17 protein-coding genes, 1 pseudogene and 1 riboswitch are annotated in these 18,717 nt (G+C 41.9%); of the genes and pseudogenes, 6 read left to right on the top strand and 12 right to left on the bottom strand.

Annotated elements, in window-relative coordinates:
• Window positions 1-44 precede the first annotated feature (44 nt).
• The 4 genes from motB to FNK51_RS05370 form a co-directional block, all read right to left on the bottom strand.
• Entirely contained in the window at window positions 45-800 is a 756-nt protein-coding gene (gene motB / locus FNK51_RS05355) for a flagellar motor protein MotB (protein ID WP_141992669.1), read from the bottom strand.
• Window positions 793-1,584, bottom strand: a complete 792-nt coding sequence (gene motA / locus FNK51_RS05360) for a flagellar motor stator protein MotA (RefSeq protein ID WP_141992670.1) — start codon at window positions 1,582-1,584, stop codon at window positions 793-795. The genes motB and motA overlap by 8 nt, the downstream gene beginning before the upstream one ends.
• A gap of 139 nt (window positions 1,585-1,723) precedes the next feature.
• Window positions 1,724-1,999: a hypothetical protein gene (locus FNK51_RS05365; protein ID WP_141992671.1), complete on the bottom strand. Its 276-nt coding sequence runs from the start codon at window positions 1,997-1,999 to the stop codon at window positions 1,724-1,726.
• 37 nt (window positions 2,000-2,036) lie between these two features.
• The gene (locus tag FNK51_RS05370) at window positions 2,037-3,134 is read right to left on the bottom strand and encodes an AbrB family transcriptional regulator (RefSeq protein WP_181762193.1); all 1,098 of its coding nucleotides are present in this window, start codon (window positions 3,132-3,134) and stop codon (window positions 2,037-2,039) included.
• Between the two features lie 400 nt (window positions 3,135-3,534).
• On the opposite strand from FNK51_RS05370, the gene mreBH reads away from it, so the two are divergent.
• From mreBH to FNK51_RS05395, 5 genes are all read left to right on the top strand, one after another.
• Window positions 3,535-4,542 carry a rod-share determining protein MreBH gene (gene mreBH / locus FNK51_RS05375; protein WP_141992673.1) on the top strand — a complete coding sequence of 336 codons (1,008 nt, stop codon included), beginning with the start codon at window positions 3,535-3,537 and terminating at the stop codon, window positions 4,540-4,542.
• Between the two features lie 263 nt (window positions 4,543-4,805).
• A complete protein-coding gene (locus FNK51_RS05380; RefSeq protein ID WP_063234693.1) occupies window positions 4,806-5,369 on the top strand; it encodes a tyrosine-type recombinase/integrase in 564 nt (187 codons plus the stop codon).
• Between the two features lie 52 nt (window positions 5,370-5,421).
• Window positions 5,422-5,919: a cation:proton antiporter regulatory subunit gene (locus FNK51_RS05385; RefSeq protein WP_098370481.1), complete on the top strand. Its 498-nt coding sequence runs from the start codon at window positions 5,422-5,424 to the stop codon at window positions 5,917-5,919.
• Between the two features lie 6 nt (window positions 5,920-5,925).
• Window positions 5,926-7,152 (top strand): cation:proton antiporter, encoded by a 1,227-nt coding sequence (locus FNK51_RS05390; protein ID WP_098370480.1) that lies wholly within the window; start codon window positions 5,926-5,928, stop codon window positions 7,150-7,152.
• Between the two features lie 444 nt (window positions 7,153-7,596).
• Window positions 7,597-8,463, top strand: a complete 867-nt coding sequence (locus FNK51_RS05395; RefSeq protein WP_141992674.1) for a YihY/virulence factor BrkB family protein — start codon at window positions 7,597-7,599, stop codon at window positions 8,461-8,463.
• Between the two features lie 60 nt (window positions 8,464-8,523).
• On the opposite strand, the gene FNK51_RS05400 is transcribed toward FNK51_RS05395, so the two are convergent.
• From FNK51_RS05400 to ribE, 4 genes and pseudogenes are all read right to left on the bottom strand, one after another.
• Window positions 8,524-9,690: a DHH family phosphoesterase gene (locus FNK51_RS05400; RefSeq protein ID WP_098370478.1), complete on the bottom strand. Its 1,167-nt coding sequence runs from the start codon at window positions 9,688-9,690 to the stop codon at window positions 8,524-8,526.
• Between the two features lie 274 nt (window positions 9,691-9,964).
• Window positions 9,965-10,435: a 6,7-dimethyl-8-ribityllumazine synthase gene (gene ribH, locus FNK51_RS05405; RefSeq protein ID WP_048685088.1), complete on the bottom strand. Its 471-nt coding sequence runs from the start codon at window positions 10,433-10,435 to the stop codon at window positions 9,965-9,967.
• A 79-nt stretch (window positions 10,436-10,514) separates the two neighbouring features.
• Window positions 10,515-11,153: pseudogene (ribB, locus tag FNK51_RS05410) on the bottom strand (3,4-dihydroxy-2-butanone-4-phosphate synthase); the annotation flags it as partial.
• 18 nt (window positions 11,154-11,171) lie between these two features.
• Window positions 11,172-11,810 carry a riboflavin synthase gene (gene ribE, locus FNK51_RS05415; protein WP_141992676.1) on the bottom strand — a complete coding sequence of 213 codons (639 nt, stop codon included), beginning with the start codon at window positions 11,808-11,810 and terminating at the stop codon, window positions 11,172-11,174.
• Between the two features lie 146 nt (window positions 11,811-11,956).
• Window positions 11,957-12,087, bottom strand: a riboswitch (FMN riboswitch).
• 203 nt (window positions 12,088-12,290) lie between these two features.
• Here ribE and FNK51_RS05420 point away from each other — a divergent pair.
• Window positions 12,291-13,022 carry a TspO/MBR family protein gene (locus FNK51_RS05420; RefSeq protein ID WP_141992677.1) on the top strand — a complete coding sequence of 244 codons (732 nt, stop codon included), beginning with the start codon at window positions 12,291-12,293 and terminating at the stop codon, window positions 13,020-13,022.
• 13 nt (window positions 13,023-13,035) lie between these two features.
• On the opposite strand, the gene megL is transcribed toward FNK51_RS05420, so the two are convergent.
• The 4 genes from megL to putP all read right to left on the bottom strand — a co-directional run bounded on the left by megL (window position 13,036) and on the right by putP (window position 18,686).
• Window positions 13,036-14,211: a methionine gamma-lyase gene (megL, locus tag FNK51_RS05425; protein ID WP_098370474.1), complete on the bottom strand. Its 1,176-nt coding sequence runs from the start codon at window positions 14,209-14,211 to the stop codon at window positions 13,036-13,038.
• A gap of 379 nt (window positions 14,212-14,590) precedes the next feature.
• Window positions 14,591-15,727, bottom strand: coding sequence for a DEAD/DEAH box helicase (locus tag FNK51_RS05430; RefSeq protein ID WP_098370473.1), 1,137 nt, complete (start codon window positions 15,725-15,727; stop codon window positions 14,591-14,593).
• Between the two features lie 47 nt (window positions 15,728-15,774).
• A complete protein-coding gene (locus tag FNK51_RS05435) occupies window positions 15,775-17,052 on the bottom strand; it encodes an ATP-binding protein (protein WP_098370472.1) in 1,278 nt (425 codons plus the stop codon).
• A gap of 164 nt (window positions 17,053-17,216) precedes the next feature.
• Window positions 17,217-18,686, bottom strand: coding sequence for a sodium/proline symporter PutP (gene putP, locus FNK51_RS05440; protein ID WP_098370471.1), 1,470 nt, complete (start codon window positions 18,684-18,686; stop codon window positions 17,217-17,219).
• Between the last annotated feature and the right edge of the window lie 31 nt (window positions 18,687-18,717).

Raw genomic sequence — 18,717 nt, forward strand, 5'->3', positions numbered from 1 at the left:
TATTCTCCTTCAAAAAGAAAAACCCGTCCATTCCTGACAGGTTTTCACTCATTTATCGCTGTCCGTGGAACAATTAGGATTTCAACTCTCCGGTTTTTCGCTCTTCCTTTTTTCGTTTCATTAGAAGCAACCGGCTTGAATTCCCCATGCCCTTTAGCACTGAACATTTCGGGATTCAACTCTTTATTTTCTAGGAGAAGTTTCATAAAATTCACGGATCGCATCACGCTCAGATCCCAGTTGGATTCATATTGGTAATTTTTAATGGGAATATTATCGGTATGTCCGCTTACGATAATGTTTCTGGGTAAGTCCATGACCAGTAAATCCGAGATTTCCTTAGCGATTTTTCGGTTTTCACGCCTCACCTCAGCCACCCCCGATTCGAACAGCACGTTTTCCCTAATTGAAATCAACATCCCTTCATCCGTAAGGTTCGTTCCCAATTTATCCGTTAAATCATTTTTTTGGATGTAGGCATTTACACGCTCCTGAACTTCCATAAGATCTTCTTGTTCGTTTTTCCCTAGCTTCTCAAGATCTTCTGCACCTGTTCTTTGTTCTGGTGACGTCGGCTCATTGCTGGGGGAATCACTTGGGAAATCCATAAAACCCGTTCCGCTTGTAAAAACCTGGTTAAATACATTGGACAACTGCTGGAACCTTACTGAATCAACCGAACTTGAAGCGAACAAGACGATAAAAAGCGCAAGAAGCAATGTTAAGATATCGGCGTAGGGAACCAGCCATGATTCATCGATATGCTCTTCATGCCTTTGTTTCTTTTTGCGCCTAGCCATCTTCTCTCACATCGCCTTCTAACCACTTCTTACGATCTCCAGCAGGCAAATAGGATGTTAATTTCTGTTCAATCGTTCTTGGAGCTTCCCCTTCGATGATCGATAAAATACCTTCTATCATCATTTCTTTGATTCGGACTTCCTGCTGCGATTTCCGTTTGAGCTTATTGGCGAATGGATGCCATAATACATACCCCGTGTAAATCCCCATCAAGGTTGCGACGAATGCTGCAGATATGGCATGTCCCAATGCCTCCGTGTCAGCCATATTCCCCAATGCAGCAATCAGCCCGATTACCGCACCCAATACGCCTAGCGTCGGTGCGTATGTACCGGCTTGACTGAAAATCGCTGCCGCGCTTAAATGACGTTCTTCCATCGCGTCTATTTCCTCCGCTAAAATATCACGAATATAATCGGCACTCTGGCCTTCTATTGCAAGATTCAAGCCATTTTTCAAAAAGGTATTATCCACTTGATCCGAAATGCTTTCCAATGCCAATAAGCCTTCTTTCCTGGCAATGACCGCCCATTCCGAAAAGGTTTTTATTAAATCTTCAGGCTTTGTCAATTTTTGTTCATAGAATAAAACCTTGAATATTTTTGGTAGTCTTTTTAATTCCGACAAAGGGAAAGCCGTTACGACAGCAGCTATCGTCCCTACAATAATGATCAAAATAGCCGCCGGGTTAATCAACGCCGTTACACTTACGCCTTTCAACACCATTCCGACCAAGATGGCCACAATACCGAGAACTACGCCCAAAACTGATGTTATATCCATAATACTCACCCATTCATTTAAAGTCTCGTCTCCTCCTTATATCGGATGAAGTTCAAAAAAAGTGAGGATTATTTTACTATTCGATTTCATTTTTCATTAAATTCTCACAAAACCTACCCACTTCGGCGCCTACATGAGCTTATTCAACAGCACATTTCAATGGTTCGGGTACAATATTCTTTCGAGAATTGAATTTCAAGCCTGTTCCGTTCGTACTTTTCTCATAACGTCTGGAATATGCGCTTTTACTCGTGAGTTTTGACGGTTTACTCGTAAGTTTTCTGCTTTTACTCGTGAGTTTCAGCAGTTTACTCGTGAATTTTCTGCCTTTACTCGTGAGTTTCAGCGGTTTACTCGTGAATTTTCTGCTTTTACTCGTGAGTTCCGCATAACGCCTGACATTTGTTCTTTTCACTCTTCAGTTTTTCCGAAAAGAAAAAGGACAAAGCCTGTCAGCTTTGTCCCTGTTCTTGTTTTCCCTTGCTTCTTCCAACCAGCCATTTTATGATGGGTGACAGGAAAAATAAAATGAATAGGATCCTGAATAAATGAAAACTTGTGACAACGGATAAATCCACATGCACAGACATGGCTGTTACGGCCATTTCGGCGACGCCGCCTGGCGCCATGCTCAAAAATAATTCGTTCGGCTGCAAAGATAGGATCGGGGCAAACTGAACGGAAAGATAATAGCAAAATCCAATCAATAGGACATTACTGACGAATACAGCCCCAAACATCTTTCTGAAAAGTCGGGGATTATCAACCTTCAGTGTGTAGCCTAAATGTGCGCCGATCAACAATTGCGACAAGTTCAACCAAAAATCAGGAATCTGCGGGGCACCTGGGCCTGCTAAATTGAATAGTGCTGCAGCCATGAGAGGTCCTAGCAAAAAAGGCAGCGGAAAATTCACTTTCCTTGTGATGAAGATGAATAATAGCAAGGTTAACAACATCATGATGGCTAATTTCCCATCATAATCAAATAAGAAAAACGGCCGCTCCGAAATGGCCATTACCGTACCTGATCCAACTGACATTACATGAGTCACGATCCAAGGAACAATGGAAATCACAAGGATGACCCGCAGTGTTTGCATGAAACCTACAACCGTTTCATCACTATCCTTCATTTCCTCACTTAAGACCACCATCTGGGAAAGCCCTCCCGGAAAACTGCCAAGCATGGATGTGCCCAAGGATAAGTTCATTCGTTTCCCGACAAACCAGCCAGTCAAAACTGTAAATAAAATGATTGCGATTGTCGTAAAAAGCATAACAGGTAAATATTCAATCATCTCATTTAACGATTGTTTCGTGAATGAACTGCCCAGTTGTAATCCTAGAATGACCAATCCAGTACTTCTAAAGGTTTTAGACCAAAACAAGTACTTCCTTAACTTCACTTTCGCGATCATCACGACGAATAATGGTCCAAGCATCCATGGCAGGTATATTCCAAGGCTATCCAACGCATAACCACCCAAGAAGGCTAGAAAAGCTGTAAAGATGACTCTAAAACTCTTACTCTCGGTTAAATCTGCACTCACAAAATTACCTTCTTTATCTAAGCTGATTTTCTTCTATATCTTAACATAAAATAAGCTAAGCTGATTCAAAGCAGCCACCCACGCTTGTTTTCGACTGAAGTGAGGAGCGCTGTGTGAAATATACTAAAAACGGTACATATGAGAGGTCAATATTTTACAATAGGCAGAATGTTATCGCCATTAGCCATTCCGATGTCAGTGGATTGGTTACAATTGGACATTTGCCGTTATCCGCGCGCTTGCCATCGCAAGTGCACTTTTATATTTCATCATGTTTTCTTTCTATGAAAAGAAACGGCATGGCAATTCCACAATTTACTAGATTTCCCACCCCCACAAACTCGCAATAAAAGGTAGAATGAGTATATAGGGGGTCAAACTCTTATGGAGGGGTGACTAAATGTTATCAAATACAGAAATAGGCATTGACTTAGGGACTGCAAATACGCTAGTTTACAGTAAAAATAAAGGAATCGTATTTAATGAGCCATCTGTGGTGGCCATTGATATAGAGACTAATAAAGTATTGGCAGTCGGTGTGGATGCAAAAAACATGATCGGGAAAACACCCGGAAATATCGTGGCAATCCGTCCGCTTAAGGATGGTGTCATTGCGGATTTTAATGTAACAGCGCAAATGCTTCGGGAAATCATGAAAAAAGCAAGTAAGGCCCTAGGTTTATCGATTCGCAAACCTAGTGTAGTGGTCTGTACACCATCAGGTTCCACTTCAGTTGAGAGAAGGGCCATTCAGGATGCAGTCAAAAGCTGCGGAGCGAAACAGGTCCACCTTATCGAGGAACCAGTAGCAGCAGCAATAGGTGCAGGCCTGCCTGTCGAAGAGCCCGTTGCCAATGTCATCGTTGATATCGGCGGCGGAACGACTGAGGTCGCAATCATCTCTTATGGCGGCGTCGTTTCTTGCAATTCAATCAGAATTGGCGGAGATCAATTGGATGAAGATATCAGCCAATATGTTAGAAAAAAACATAATGTGCTGATTGGGGAAAGAACAGCCGAGGAAATAAAAAAAGAAATCGGCTACGCACTCGTTAAACATTCCGTGATCAGCATGGAAGTCAGGGGCCGCGATCTTGTAACGGGACTTCCAAAGCCGATTACACTATCATCCACTGACGTCCAGGAAGCCATTCAGGAATCTCTTCTTCATATACTGGAAGCAATCAGGGCCACTTTGGAAGATTGTCCTCCTGAATTGAGCGGGGATATCGTCGATCAAGGTGTCATCTTATCCGGCGGGGGTGCACTTCTCAACGGGATACAAGAATGGCTGACGAATGAAATTGTCGTCCCAGTCCAACTTGCAGATAACCCGCTTGAATCAGTTGCCATCGGAACCGGGCTTTCACTTGAGGTCATTCACAAACTACAAAAAGCCGTATACTAAAAAGATGAGTAAACCCCAACTTGGGGTTTCTTTTTTTTCGTTCCAGGCTGATGTCCCCGATGATGCAAACAGCGATCTCCACATTAAATAACTTCCCTGAAATATTTTATCTCGTTTGAGCAGAGAATATGGAAAAGGTTTTTTTACGTTCGACAGCATGCATTACTGTTTGGATAGGAATCACCTGCAGGACTAAATGCATGCAATGTTACATAACTTGTGTTATAATGTAATTATGTTACATTAGCAAGAGGAGAAGATCTATGGAATATGTAGAAGCCTTTAAGGATATCAATCAAATCAGCAAAATAAAAACATACTTACGCGCTCACTCCAGTCGTGATTATTTATTGTTTGTACTCGGCATCAATACAGGTATGAAGATAAATGAAATGCTTGAAATCACCGTGGCCAGCGTTCTGGATGAAACGGGCAAAATCAAGGAGTTCTATGAACAACGGACGGAAAATGACGAAGTTAATCAAATTTATTTGAACCTGAAAGTCCGTACCGCGTTACAAGAATACCTTAAAGGCTCTAAGGTTATCGAAGGTCAATTTTTATTTCTTTCCCCTAAGACAAAAAAGCCGATAACACGGCAACAAGCGCACCGAATCATCCATGATGCTGTCGAAGGTGCAGGGCTGACAGGCAAATTCGGAGCAAGTTCGATGCGTAAAACTTTTGGCTACCATGCCTATAAACAAGGAGTTTCACTGGCCTTGATACAGAAGCATTACCATCATTCCAGTCCATCGGAGACATTAAAATACATCGGCATATCCAAGGAGAAGAAATTCAAGACGAATATTGACGTTAACTTATAAACATCCTGCTATCTTCTATTAACTCTAACCAACATTTTAAGGAGGAATTCCAGTGAGAATTAGAGAAAGTGAACTTCCTGGTATTGGCCAAAAATTCGAAATCATAACGAGAAATGATGAAAAGTTAGTAATCGTCATTCACGATGACGGCCGTCGGGAATTATACCATTTTGATAATGAACATGAGGACGTCATATCGAGCATCACCCTTAACGATCAGGAATCCCGGCAAATGGCTTCCATCATAGGCGGCATGGTTTATAAACCACAAGCACTTGAAACAATTGAAATGTCATTGGGTGACTTGGTGATTGAATGGTTCAAAGTCGAACCAGGTTCAAAGGCCATCAATCAAACGATCGGTTCGATTGATATCAGGAGCAATTATAACGTGACCGTTATCGCCCATTCTAAAAAAGGAAAAAAACAATTGAGTAATCCTGGTCCTGACTCCATCATCGAAACAGGCGACACTCTTGTGATATCCGGTGAAAGAAAAGATATCCGTAACCTGACAAGAGAATTATTGACCGACGAAAGGAGTGACTAAGCTCATATGGACCATTTAGTCTTTGAAGTGGGTACTGCCCTACTTCTAGTGGCATTAGCCGCTCTCGTTGCAGGTAAATTCAAAATATCAAATGTTCCACTATTAATTATCATCGGGATGCTCGTTGGCCCCCATGCCCCGCACTTCGGATTAATTGACCTGCGTTTCATTGAAAGTGATGAAATAATAGCATTCCTCGGTCGTGTCGGTATTTTATTCCTTCTGTTTTACCTTGGGCTTGAATTTTCCGTGAAAAAGCTCATGAAGTCCGGGAAAAATATCGTGACAGGCGGAACCTATTACATTTTAATCAACGTGGGAATGGCCTTGCTGTACGGTTTCCTGCTCGGTCTTCCCTTAAAAGAGGTTCTGATATTAACCGGGATCATAAGTTTTTCTTCAAGTGCCATTGTGGCAAAGGTACTTGTGGATCTTAAAAGGACCGGTAACAATGAAACGGAGCTAATCCTTGGCATCATCATGTTTGAAGATATCTTCCTCGCCGTTTATTTATCAGTCGTATCCGGATTGGTATTAAGCTCTTCTGGTTCCGTTTGGGGAACATTACTTTCTACATTTATCGCGATAGGGTATATGCTGATATTTTTCGTTATCGCCCGGAAAGCATCTGGGGTCCTTAACAAATTATTCAATATAACCTCCGATGAGATTTTTATCATCGTCGTTTTCGCATTACTATTCTTCATTGCCGGTTTCTCGGAAACGATTCATGTTGCGGAAGCCATCGGTGCATTACTGCTCGGCCTAGTCTTTTCTGAAACGGAACATAGCGACAGGATCGAAAAACTTGTCATTCCCTTTAGAGACTTCTTCGGGGCCATATTCTTCTTCAGCTTTGGCTTGAGTATCGATCCGACGACCCTTGGGGGAGCTGTCTGGATGGTTCTTGGAGCAGTCATCATCACCATAATCGGTAACTTTGCAGCTGGTATGATTGCCGGACGCAAATCCGGTTTATCTCACAGAGCTTCCGCAAACATCGGTTTAACGATCGTTTCACGCGGCGAATTCTCCATCATTTTAGCCAACTTAGGCATTGCAGGCGGTTTAATGCCTATACTAACCCCGTTTGCGGCACTTTATGTTTTAACCTTAGCGATTCTTGGGCCGATCCTTACAAAAGAATCCAAACACATCTATAATATCCTAAATAAAGTATTCAAATGGACCCCTCCAAAGGTTCAAAAGGAACAGGGAAAAGAAGTGCAATAGAGAAAAAAGGCCAGACATTGCTGTCTGGCCTTTTTTCTGTTTACCTTCCATAACTTGCTACCATAATTATTATTATACTTGTTATAAAGAAGGCATAAAATCATACCTAGTAGTAGTGTTTGGCCGTATTATTCATAGGCTTGAAGTATCAACAGCACCTATTTACAGTTAATCGCAAAACCTTCCAAAGGGTATCGGAAAAAATAGGCTAAGGTTGATCATCCTTGGCTTGCCATTTCTTCACCTTTCCATCATTCCGATTTTGCACTTTGCTGGAGCATTTAAAATTGATTTGCCTCTCCTCAAATTTGTTTTGGTTATTATCACAAGCTTCTACATGCGCGCGGATTAGAACTTTCAATTTCTTTTCTTTTGAGGATTAACTTACGTGAACAGAGGGAAAAGAAGAGATAACCTAAGTAACTATTCAGGAGTGATGCCCAGATGAATAAGTCGATAAAATTTTCAAAGAAACTGATTAAAGAAATAAAGGAAGATCGTGTAACCGGGCTGGCAGCAGAACAAGCTTATTACTATTTACTGGCACTATTCCCTTTGCTCATTTTACTTCTGTCCATATTACCTTATCTGAACATCGATATTCAGACAGCCCTTAACACGATAAAAACCTTCATGCCTGCGGAAACGATGGAAGTCGTCGAGAAAAATATCATCAACATATTATCTGAACGGAACGGCGGCTTACTGACTTTTGGTTTCCTTGGAACCATTTGGTCGGCTTCCAACGGAATGAATGCGTTCATCCATTCCATGAATATTGCCTATGATGTAGAAGAAACAAGGAATTTCATCAAAGCCCGCATCATTTCCATTGTATTGACATTAAGCCTTGTTGTAGCATTCATCGTCATGTTGGGTCTCCCCGTCTTCGGGAAGGTCATCATCGATTTATTACAGCAAGTCATTCCGATCCCTGAAGAAATGCAAATATTATTCAGCTTATTACGGTGGGTTATCGCGGTTGTGGTCATCTCACTTGTCCTGGCCTTTTTATATCGCTTTGCACCGAATAAAAGTTTTCCCATTAAACATGTCATCCCTGGGGCAGTGACCTCAACTGTACTTTGGCTGGGAATATCACTTGGATTTTCATTCTATGTCAGTAACTTTGCCAACTACTCTTCCACTTACGGCAGTTTAGGAGGCGTGATCATCTTGATGCTTTGGTTGTATTTAAGTGGTCTGATTTTTGTGATCGGCGGAGAAATCAATGCAATTCTACATCGCCAAAATTCCATTCCGAAAAAACAGTCCCGCACGATCGTTCATCCTGTCCCGCTTAAAAGGTAAATCATGAATGACAATGGAAGATTGAAAAGCGGCTGTCCCATTTGGACAGCCGCTTTTAATTCATCCCTTATTGATAAACTCTTCATATCTTTCATCATGGGCCAGCCATGCAGCGTATTTCCGCTTCATGTATTTTTCCGCTTCCGCAAATGTATCGAATGTTTTTTTCTGTTGTTTTCCGTTGATTTCAACAATCCATTCCTCTTCTTCATCTTCATAGATGAATATGTCCTGTTTGTCTCTCGTTGAATATAAGCAACCCTCTGGGGAATCCTTTACATTCAATTGATTCTTATGTGCGTCTCGTTTAAGGGGCTCGGCATGGAAGGTCTTTTCGACATATTGGCTATATGCCTTTTCGGACATGGTGCAACCGGCGGCTTTTTGGTGACCGCCCCCATCGTACTTGCCGGCAACCTCAGAAACATCTATATCATCGTGGATTGTCCGGAAGCTGATTCTTTTACTTCCTACCATCAGGATGGCTATATAATCCAGATGCGAGAACTCTTTCGACAGTTCATTACCCAATTCCGAGTGGTATGACTCTGCATGGACCACACCAGCTGTATGGGGACCGACCGTAGCCTGATAGACTTCTCTTTTTTTCCTGTTTATGTACCGATCTACCCGACTCTCTTCAACATTCAGAAGGGTTTGCTCCACTTCGTCAAAAGTAAAACTTTCAGCCGTGGACAGCTTATTTGCGATCTTCATTTCGAATTCCTCTATCGGAATCATGAAAAACAGGTCATTCAATCGTTTTGCCGTTGTATTTTTATTGACTTCCCATTCCCAAGTATCGTATTGACGAACCAATTCAACGAATTCAGCGACAATACTTGAAGGTTCCAGCAATTTATTTTCAACTGCATACTGATAGAATAATGATGTCGCTGCCGTCTGTTTACCATCTTCCTGTTCGACAGTTACAGATGCCCAATCATGTTCGTTTAAATGCAGTGCTGACTTATGATGATCAATCAGCAGTGCCTTGCCTCCATCTTCCACAAACTGAGTAATCATTTTTTCGTTATCTTCATCAACCGATAAATCAGTAACGATCAATGTATCTTCAATCTTAGCCTGCTCAAGAAATGCTCCTACATTCTGATTAAGGCGGCCAATTGAATTATAACTAACCACTACTTCTTCTCCGAATGCCAGCTTAGCTACAATGCCGCAGCCGACTCCATCTAAATCATTATGTGTAAAGAGATGGTACACACAAACCCCTCCTAATAACTAATAAAATTACTTTTCCCTAAAGTCATGAATTTCAATTGCAATCTTTACAATTGTAGCATAATCATATCCGCATATTTTATCATGCTTCCATTACGTGATGCTTTTGTTCGTTTTTTTTTTTGAAATTCCCTAATTATTCTTTATTTCTCAAGATTTATACCTTAAAACACATTACTTTGAAATCGAGGTATTTCCAATCTGACAATTAAAAAAGCCGCAGGAATGTTATTCCCTGCGGCTTCCTTATGTGAAATCACTGTTCTATTAATTTTCCAAGGTTGGCCATTTCAATGGCACTAACCGCAGCTTCATAGCCTTTGTTACCCGATTTTGTTCCTGCACGTTCAATGGCTTGTTCAATATTCTCAGTTGTCAGCAAACCGAAGATAACCGGTACACCTGTTTCCAATGAAACGGAAGCCATGCCTTTAGCTGCTTCATTGCAGACATAATCATAATGTGAAGTGGCACCCCTGATTACCGTTCCAAGACCGATTACAGCATCATATTTACCTGTATTCACAAGTTTCTTAGCAATTAACGGAAGTTCAAAAGCACCCGGGACCCACGCGATGTCAACATCATTCTCATCAACGCCATGACGCTTAAGGCCATCCAATGCCCCTCCTAAAAGCTTGCTTGTGATAAACTCATTAAATCTTCCTACCACGATTCCGACTTTCAATCCTGATCCGATCAATTGTGCTTCAATAGTTTTCCCCATGTCCAATTCCTCCTAATTTTAAAAAACAATATCATTTTTTTCACGTTAAGATTTAATTCCTAATAATCCTTCAAGCTTTCGGGATGTTCAGTTCAAGTTCCTGTTTCCCAATTGAATCATTTTGTTCAAGATACCGAATCAAATCGGCTATCGTAATGAATTTCAGGTTAAATTTATCAGCGATGACTTCTAAATCGGATACGCGGGCCATCGATCCATCTTCATTCATGATCTCACAAATGACACCCGCTGGAGCGGCACCGCATAACTTCGCCAAATCCACCGATGCCTCCGTATGTCCTGCCCTCCTTAATACGCCGCCTTCTTTAGCGACTATCGGAAAAGTGTGACCAGGCCTTTGGAAATCTTCAGCGACAGAATCATCATTAAGAAGTTCAAGGATGGTCAAGGACCGTTCAAAAGCACTGATTCCTGTAGAGGTGCTTTTATGATCGACACTTACCGTAAAAGCAGTGCCATGATGATCGGTATTTTCACCTACCATAGGATGCAGTTTCAATTTCGCTGCCAGTTCTTCAGTGATGGTTGTACAAATCAAACCACGTCCATGAGTCGCCATGAAATTAATCGCTTCCGGTGTCGCCTTTTCGGCCAACATTACAAAATCCCCTTCATTTTCACGGTCTTCATCATCGGATACGATTACTACCTTGCCAGCCTTCAAATCTTCTATTGCTTCTTCTATTGTATGGAACATCATTACACCGCCCTTTTATTAGAATCCATGCTCTGCCAAAAACTCTAAATTCAGTCCTGGTTTTGGATTGCCATTTTTCATTTGATGTATTATATATTTCCCTATCATGTCGTTTTCGATGTTAACGATATCGCCAGCCGCCTTTTGTCCCAATATGGTGTCCTGATGAGTCAATGGAATCAATGATACAGTCAAATGGTTCCTTTCGATCCCAAATATCGTCAAGCTCGTTCCATCAATGGCCACGGAACCTTTTGGAATACAGAAGGTACTAAGCCCTTCTTCCAATTGGATTACATAATATACGGCATTTTCTTTCCGTTCTTTTTTTATGATCGTTCCGGTTCCGTCGATATGACCTGAAACAAAATGACCGCCAAACCTTCCCTGTGCACTCATTGCTCTTTCGAGATTAACAGGTGATCCCAATTTTAACGTCCGGATCGTGGAAGCTTTGACCGTTTCCGGCATCACGTCCACCGTAAACAAACTTTTCGTGAAGGATGTTACCGTTAAGCAGACCCCGTTGACTGAAATACTATCCCCCAGATGCACATCTTCAAGGATTTTTTCAGAACGAATCGATAACTCCATACTGCTTTTTCCTTTTTTCAAGGAATGTACGGTACCGATATCCTCAATGATTCCCGTAAACATGTTTTTCCCCCTTTTATAAAATATAAAAAACCCCTTAGGATGACCTAAGGAGTTAGCAGGAGAAATGAGTGAAAAAAATTGTATACCTAAAAAGCCTAATAATTTCATTTTCGAAAAATTAGGCATACGTATACACTTGGGTTCCACACGTCCTTCTCCCATCCAGACTGTACTGTCGGCTTTGGAATCTCACCAAATCCTGCCTTTATCAGGCTCGCGGGCTTAGAATTTCTTCATCACCGCCGGTTGGGATTTTCACCCGACCCCGAAGGACTAAAATAATATGAATCTTTGAATATTTTATCACCATAAAGTGAAGATGTAAAATTTCTAACCTTAAATGGTTCAATTGTTACAGGAACTTCCTCTCTTTATGGAAAAATCCCCCCCAAGTACCCCCGATGTGCTCCGAAAAGGTTAGCCAGGCTAAATATGTGGAATAAGGTTAGAAGGATCACAAATCATACAAGGAGGAAGCCCATGATTATTTCCATCATTAACTTGATTTTCTACCTGTTCGTCGTCACGATGAATTTTTTAGCCAATTTCCTGCCATTGAACGGCCAAACATCGGGAGAGATTTCCGATAAACTGGATGTCTTTTTCACTCCTGCCGGTTATGTATTTTCCATATGGGGCTTGATCTATTTCTTGCTTGCCATCTCGGTATTCAGGCAGTTTTTAAGTAAACATCAAAACAGCCCTGCTTATAAGGCATCCTTCCCTTGGTTCGCTTTAAGCTGTGTCCTGAATGGCGCTTGGCTTTTGGCTTGGCACTATGAACGCTTTTTGTTATCCGTATTCATTATCCTTGCTCTTTTGGCTACTTTAATGGTCATTTATACAAGAATGAAAAAAGTGGAGCATGCTGCTTTCGACCTATTTCCGTTTTCCGTTTATACAGGCTGGGTAAGTGTTGCAGCCATAGCTGACATTTCTTATTACCTCACCTATATCAAATGGGACGGTTTTGGGGTTTCCCGTATAACCTGGACAATCGTCCTGCTGATTGCAGCAACAGCCTTGGCCTTTGTCTTTGCAGGTAAAAACCGGGATTGGTGCTATCCTCTCGTATTCGTTTGGGCATTCATAGGCATCGGGATACGAAATAGCGACGCCTATCCGATAATCACAGACATTTCTTATATCCTGGCTGCCATCACTTTTATCGTATCCATCACCATCTTCATTAATAATAGGAGGTACAAATGAGGGATATGTTACCCTAAAATGCTTGCTTAAGATCTTGCCAGATATCCCCCCAAGCCTCAAGGCCAACTGAGAGACGGACCAGCTGGTCACTGATGCCCATTTGTTCCCGTGAATCTTCAGGAACGGCAGAGTGCGTCATGGTAGCGGGATGCTGGATCAATGTTTCGGCATCACCTAGACTTACGGCAATTTTGATAAGTTTCAATTTATTGAGGAATTCCTGTGCATCCTGTTTTGTGCCATGCAGTTCGAAAGAGATAAGGCCGCCGCCATGTTTCATTTGTTTTTGCATTATATAATGATCCGGTGAAGCTTCATCACCTGGATAATATACTTTTTTCACCTTTGGATGTTTCTTAAGTTCTTGAAAGATTGCCATTGCATTGGCCGAATGACGGTCCATCCTGACAGGCAAGGTCTTTAGCCCCCGTAATAGTAACCAGGCATCGAATGGTGAAATGATTCCACCGATATCCTTCTGTGTAGTCCCGGCTACCTGATTCATGAATTCCTTCTTACCGACGACAAGGCCTGCAACGACATCACCATGCCCGCAAAGATATTTCGTAGCGCTATGAAGGACGATATCACAGCCATATTCAAGCGGTCTCTGTAGGTAGGGAGTCGAAAACGTATTATCGACTACGACCGTCACATTATATTCCTTCGCAACTCTCACCACCATCTGTAAGTCAATCATTTTCATCGTCGGATTGATCGGGGTTTCTACATATATACAGGTCGTTTCCGGCCGGATCATTTTCCTTACTTGTTCTTCTGAATCCATTTCACAAAAATCATGTGTGATGCGGTATTTATTTTTCATTAGCTGCAGGAGGCCAAATGTACAACCATATAGCCCCTGTGAGCACAGGATGTGGTCATCTGTTTTTGTTAACGCAAAAAGCACTGCTGAAACGGCAGCCATGCCTGAACCGAAAGCAAGGCCAGCTTCCCCGCCTTCCAAAGCGGCAATCTTTTCTTCAAGCACTTGTACCGTTGGATTTCCTAGGCGAGAATAAATGTATCCTTCTTCCATACCGGCAAAGCGCCTTTCTCCTTGCTCGGCATTTTCGAAAGTGAATGTTGAGGTTTGGAATAAGGGTGTTGCCAAGCTTCCTAAATGCTTCTTCGAGTCATATCCTTCATGGATGACTGCCGTTTCAAACTGTTTATACTTTCCTGTCATACCGTCTCCTCCTAACCTATGTCTATTGCTATCATATGTCAAAAAACCACATAAAGGAAGCGTTTTCATTCATGATTATCCCCCATTAATGAACTCCTGAATTTAGTATAATTTCACAATCGAATATTTATAGTATCAAATGCTATGAGGGGATATTATCCTGAGCTTTATTGGATCATTTCAGCCCTTTTGCCGAGGCACCCATCGTTAAATTTGATTCAGCAAAAACAATCACTTTTCTACTGGGAATCCCACCATATTCAGAAAGTGGAAAAGCATGTATTGGGAGTTCTGTACGATGAGCAACTTTTTAATTTTTAATCTTAACGGGCATTGGCAAAAAAAAAAGACAGCCGCCATGGCCGTCCCTTTTTTCGTATCATTCATCGACTACGATGTTTCCACCATAGAAGGTTACTCTCGTTAATGGAATCTCCAGTTCACGACCCATTTTTTTCAACTCTCGCTCTTCTCTTTCCGTTACGATCGAAATGACAGTGCCATCTGCACCTGCTCGCCCAGTTCTCCCAGATCTATGGATATATTGTTCGATGTTATCAGCCATATCAATATGAACGACCGCAGTAAGACCTTTAATATCAAGCCCCCTTGCCGCTACATCCGTTGCTATCAGCATTGGGGATTTTCCGGAACGAAGCTTACGCAACGCTTTCTCCCTGTCGACTTTATTGGATTCACCGTGAAGCACGCCCATTTCAATACCCTTATAACTCAGCTTTTCATGCAAGACGCTCAGCTCTGCTATATCATTCAGAAAGGCAAGGGCCTTCACATCTTTAATTCTTGTTATTTTCTCGAGGATCTTGGACTTTTCCCGTCTCTCAACAACAAAGTAAAGATGGTCCACCTTTGATTCCATTTTTTCATGCTTATCGACCTTGATCATTTCGGGTTCATTCATGAATCCCCGGGCGGCTTTTTCCGTTTCCTCCGGCAAGGTCGCTGAAAACACCATGATTTGCCGGTCTTTTAGCGTTGTTTTGATAATATTATTGATCGTTCCCATATGCTCTGGAGTGATCAATTGGTCACCTTCATCAAGTACTATCGTCTTAACTTCATGCATCTTCAATTTCTTTTGGGCAATCAATTCGTAAATACGCCCCGGTGTTCCAGCAATCACCTGGGGACGCTTCTTCAGTTTGTCCAACTGCCTTTTCACATTAGCACCGCCGATGAATGCTGCACCCGTAATGCCGCTTCCCTCTGACCAAATGCGAATCTCTTCATTGATTTGCATGACCAGTTCTCGTGATGATGCCAAAATCAAAGCTTGGGGCGATTTCTTTTCAGGATCTATCTTTTCTAATAATGGCAATAAATATGCTAATGTTTTTCCCGTACCAGTCGGTGATTCAGCCATGATGTCTTTTCCCTCGACTATCACCGGAATCGCTTTCGTTTGAATCGGGGTAAGTTGTCCGAATCCGGACTTCTTCCAGACCTCTTGTATATATGGTTTTCTATCGTTCACTAATTCAGGTAATTCGCTCATATCGTTCTCCTTTAAAATATAACTTTTCCTATCTTTCATAGTACCATTTATTCTTGTCCAGTAGCCAACGGAATACGAATTGTAACCGTCGTCCCTTTGTTTAACTCACTTTCAAAATGCATTTCCCCGTGAAGTCGATGAACGATTTTCCGGCAAATTGCTAGCCCGATCCCTGTACCCTTTTCCTTCGTCGAATAAAAAGGCTCACCAATCCGTTCAAGGCGCTCGGGCACCATACCCATGCCATTATCACTCACGCTGACTACAGCTTGTCCATCGCTGGTTTGCAGCGATATATCAATTTCCCCATTATCCTCAATCGCTTCAATGCTGTTCTTGACGATATTGATTATCAACTGTTTAATTTCAATTGGATCAGCCATAATATAAATCGGTTCGGCGGTTTTAACCCTGAACCCCATTTCGATATTATTCAAATTCGTTTCTGCTTTCATCAACGTGAATACCTGTTGTAAACTGTCGGCAAGATCGATCCTGCGGAATGCTACATCCTGTTTCTTCCCAAGAATCAAAAGTTCACTTGAGATAATATTAATCCGGTCAATTTCCTTCAACATAATATCAGAATGCAGTGGGTTTACCTCCTGCGTCATATCCATTAACTGTACGAATCCTTTTAACGATGTCAGCGGGTTCCTTATCTCATGTGCTACCGCTGCAGCCAGATGTCCGATTACAGATAGCTTTTCAGACATGATCATCAATTCCTCTTCGCGCCGCAATTCAGTAATATCCCTAACGATTGCATATACTCCCAGCATTTCCGCGTGAACGATGATCGGTAAAAAGGTTACACGGATTATCCGTTCTTCATCACTGCCATTCTGAATGGTCGTTTCGAATTTTACAGCCTCCCCTTGAAGGGACTGTTTAAAGAATACAGATACTTTATCACTTTCATTCCAGTTAAGGAGATGATTCGCATTCTTGCCTTTCAAATTGTCACTGTTATGACCTAATAGTTTTTCAGCTTCAGGGTTTATCGAAACGACATTTCCTTCGAGATCCAGCTCAAGCACACAATCCGGGTTATGCTTGAACAGTGACCGATACTGTTCATCCTTCAGAATGAATTCCTGTTGGGACCTCAACATTTTCCCCGTCCAATACCTGATTATGAAGTATAGGAAAAGCCCGGTTATGAAAATGAACATCCACCCTTTGGAATGTTGGAACATTGCATATATCTGAACATCTGCCCTTGCCTGTGTCATAGAGATGTAATCCGTAACGAAAATCCATAAGACCCCAATGATTATATATATAAAAGCCACTTTACATGCAATTTTATGAGATTGGTTCATATTTTTTCCTTTGTATTGTTTTTTGGTTTATTATTCCCAAATCACTCAAAAAAAGCCCTCATGTTTTCAACATAAGGACTCTATCGGTATTGTACCATATATATTGCATTCATTGTTTTATATCGCTAAAAAAACCAGCAGCATTTTAACTGGACTTTCAATGATCAAGAGAGGTTTTTAATGGCTTGATTGAATTCTTCTTCTATATCTTTTGTAGGCTTGGCCGATAATAAGCTGAAAACGACTACCGCTATTGAACCAGCGATGAAACCAGGTATGATTTCGTATACTTCAGCGAACTTATCGATCATATCCCAGACGATCACGGTTGCCGTTCCGACAATCATTCCCGCCAGTGCTCCCCATTTCGTCATCCGTTTCCAGTACAGGCTTAACAGAATGACAGGACCGAAGGCCGCTCCAAAGCCAGCCCATGCATAACCCACCAATTTAAGGATCGTACCGCTTGGATTAAAAGCCAACAATAGGGCAATGGCAGATATCGCCAATACACCAAACCGCCCTACCAGAACTAATTCCTTATCAGATGCATTCGGCCGAATGAACTGCTTATAGAAATCATCGGTCAAAGCACTTGCCGAAACTAAAAGCTGTGATGCAATCGTACTCATTACCGCTGCTAAAATAGCAGCCAACAAGAAGCCTGTAATTAAAGAAGGAAACAGTTCTTTAGATAAAATGATGAAGACGGACTCAGCATTTTTTTCCCCTAAAGGACTGTTTGTCAGGTTAAAATAAGCTATCCCCACCAATCCAGTGAACATCGCTCCGACGATAGCAAAAATCATCCAGCCCATACCGATCCGGCGTGCACTTTTCAATTCTTTAACAGATGAAACCGCCATGAATCGAACGATAATATGAGGCTGCCCGAAATAACCAAGCCCCCATGCCAGAAGAGATATGATTCCAATGGTTGATGTTCCTTCAAAGACATGCAATAAATTCGGGTTGATCGATCTTATTTCATTGAAGGTAGGATCCCAGCCACCAATATTTACAATCGTGACAACTGGCACTAGAATTAAGGCAATGAACATGATTGTACCTTGTACGAAGTCGGTCCAGCTAACAGCTAGGAATCCGCCAAATAATGTATAAAGAATAACAACACTCGCCGTCAGCCAGATGCCCCACCGATAATCCAAATTGAAAGCGGAGCGGAAAAGCTCACCGCCTGCTACCATGCCTGAAGATGTGTAAAAGGTGAAGAAAATTAAAATGACCGATGCTGATACCACTTTTAAGACCCTGGAGCCATCTTTAAACCGATTCCCCAAAAAATCGGGAATCGTAATCGAATTGCCGGCCACTTCCGTGTAAGTCCGAAGTCTTGGTGCCACGAATAACCAGTTTAAATAAGACCCTGCACAAAGGCCGACGACAATCCAGCCAGCACTTAACCCGCTTATGTACATAGCACCGGGAAGACCCATCAACAGCCAGCCGCTCATATCGGAAGCTCCTGCACTCAATGCAGTTACAGCCGGGCCCAAGTTCCGGCCGCCAAGCATGTAATCGGTTAAGTTGGCCGTTTTCCGATAGGCAAAATAACCAATTAACAGCATGCCTGCCATGTATATTCCAATTGATATTATAATTCCATAATCCAAAAATGAATCCTCCTATTTATAGGTTAATTTT

This window comes from Bacillus sp. B4EP4a (genome assembly GCF_006680105.1).
In the GTDB taxonomy this organism is placed as follows: domain Bacteria; phylum Bacillota; class Bacilli; order Bacillales; family DSM-1321; genus Peribacillus; species Peribacillus simplex_E.

Coding starts and splice junctions, on each gene's coding strand:
- mreBH (WP_141992673.1), top strand. CDS start 3,535: ATGTTATCAAATACAGAAATAGGCATTGACTTAGGGACTGCAAATACG.
- motB (WP_141992669.1), bottom strand. CDS start 800: ATGGCTAGGCGCAAAAAGAAACAAAGGCATGAAGAGCATATCGATGAA.
- FNK51_RS05420 (WP_141992677.1), top strand. CDS start 12,291: ATGATTATTTCCATCATTAACTTGATTTTCTACCTGTTCGTCGTCACG.
- FNK51_RS05430 (WP_098370473.1), bottom strand. CDS start 15,727: ATGAGCGAATTACCTGAATTAGTGAACGATAGAAAACCATATATACAA.
- FNK51_RS05395 (WP_141992674.1), top strand. CDS start 7,597: ATGAATAAGTCGATAAAATTTTCAAAGAAACTGATTAAAGAAATAAAG.
- ribE (WP_141992676.1), bottom strand. CDS start 11,810: ATGTTTACGGGAATCATTGAGGATATCGGTACCGTACATTCCTTGAAA.
- motA (WP_141992670.1), bottom strand. CDS start 1,584: ATGGATATAACATCAGTTTTGGGCGTAGTTCTCGGTATTGTGGCCATC.
- ribH (WP_048685088.1), bottom strand. CDS start 10,435: ATGGGGAAAACTATTGAAGCACAATTGATCGGATCAGGATTGAAAGTC.
- FNK51_RS05380 (WP_063234693.1), top strand. CDS start 4,806: ATGGAATATGTAGAAGCCTTTAAGGATATCAATCAAATCAGCAAAATA.
- FNK51_RS05435 (WP_098370472.1), bottom strand. CDS start 17,052: ATGAACCAATCTCATAAAATTGCATGTAAAGTGGCTTTTATATATATA.
- megL (WP_098370474.1), bottom strand. CDS start 14,211: ATGACAGGAAAGTATAAACAGTTTGAAACGGCAGTCATCCATGAAGGA.
- FNK51_RS05390 (WP_098370480.1), top strand. CDS start 5,926: ATGGACCATTTAGTCTTTGAAGTGGGTACTGCCCTACTTCTAGTGGCA.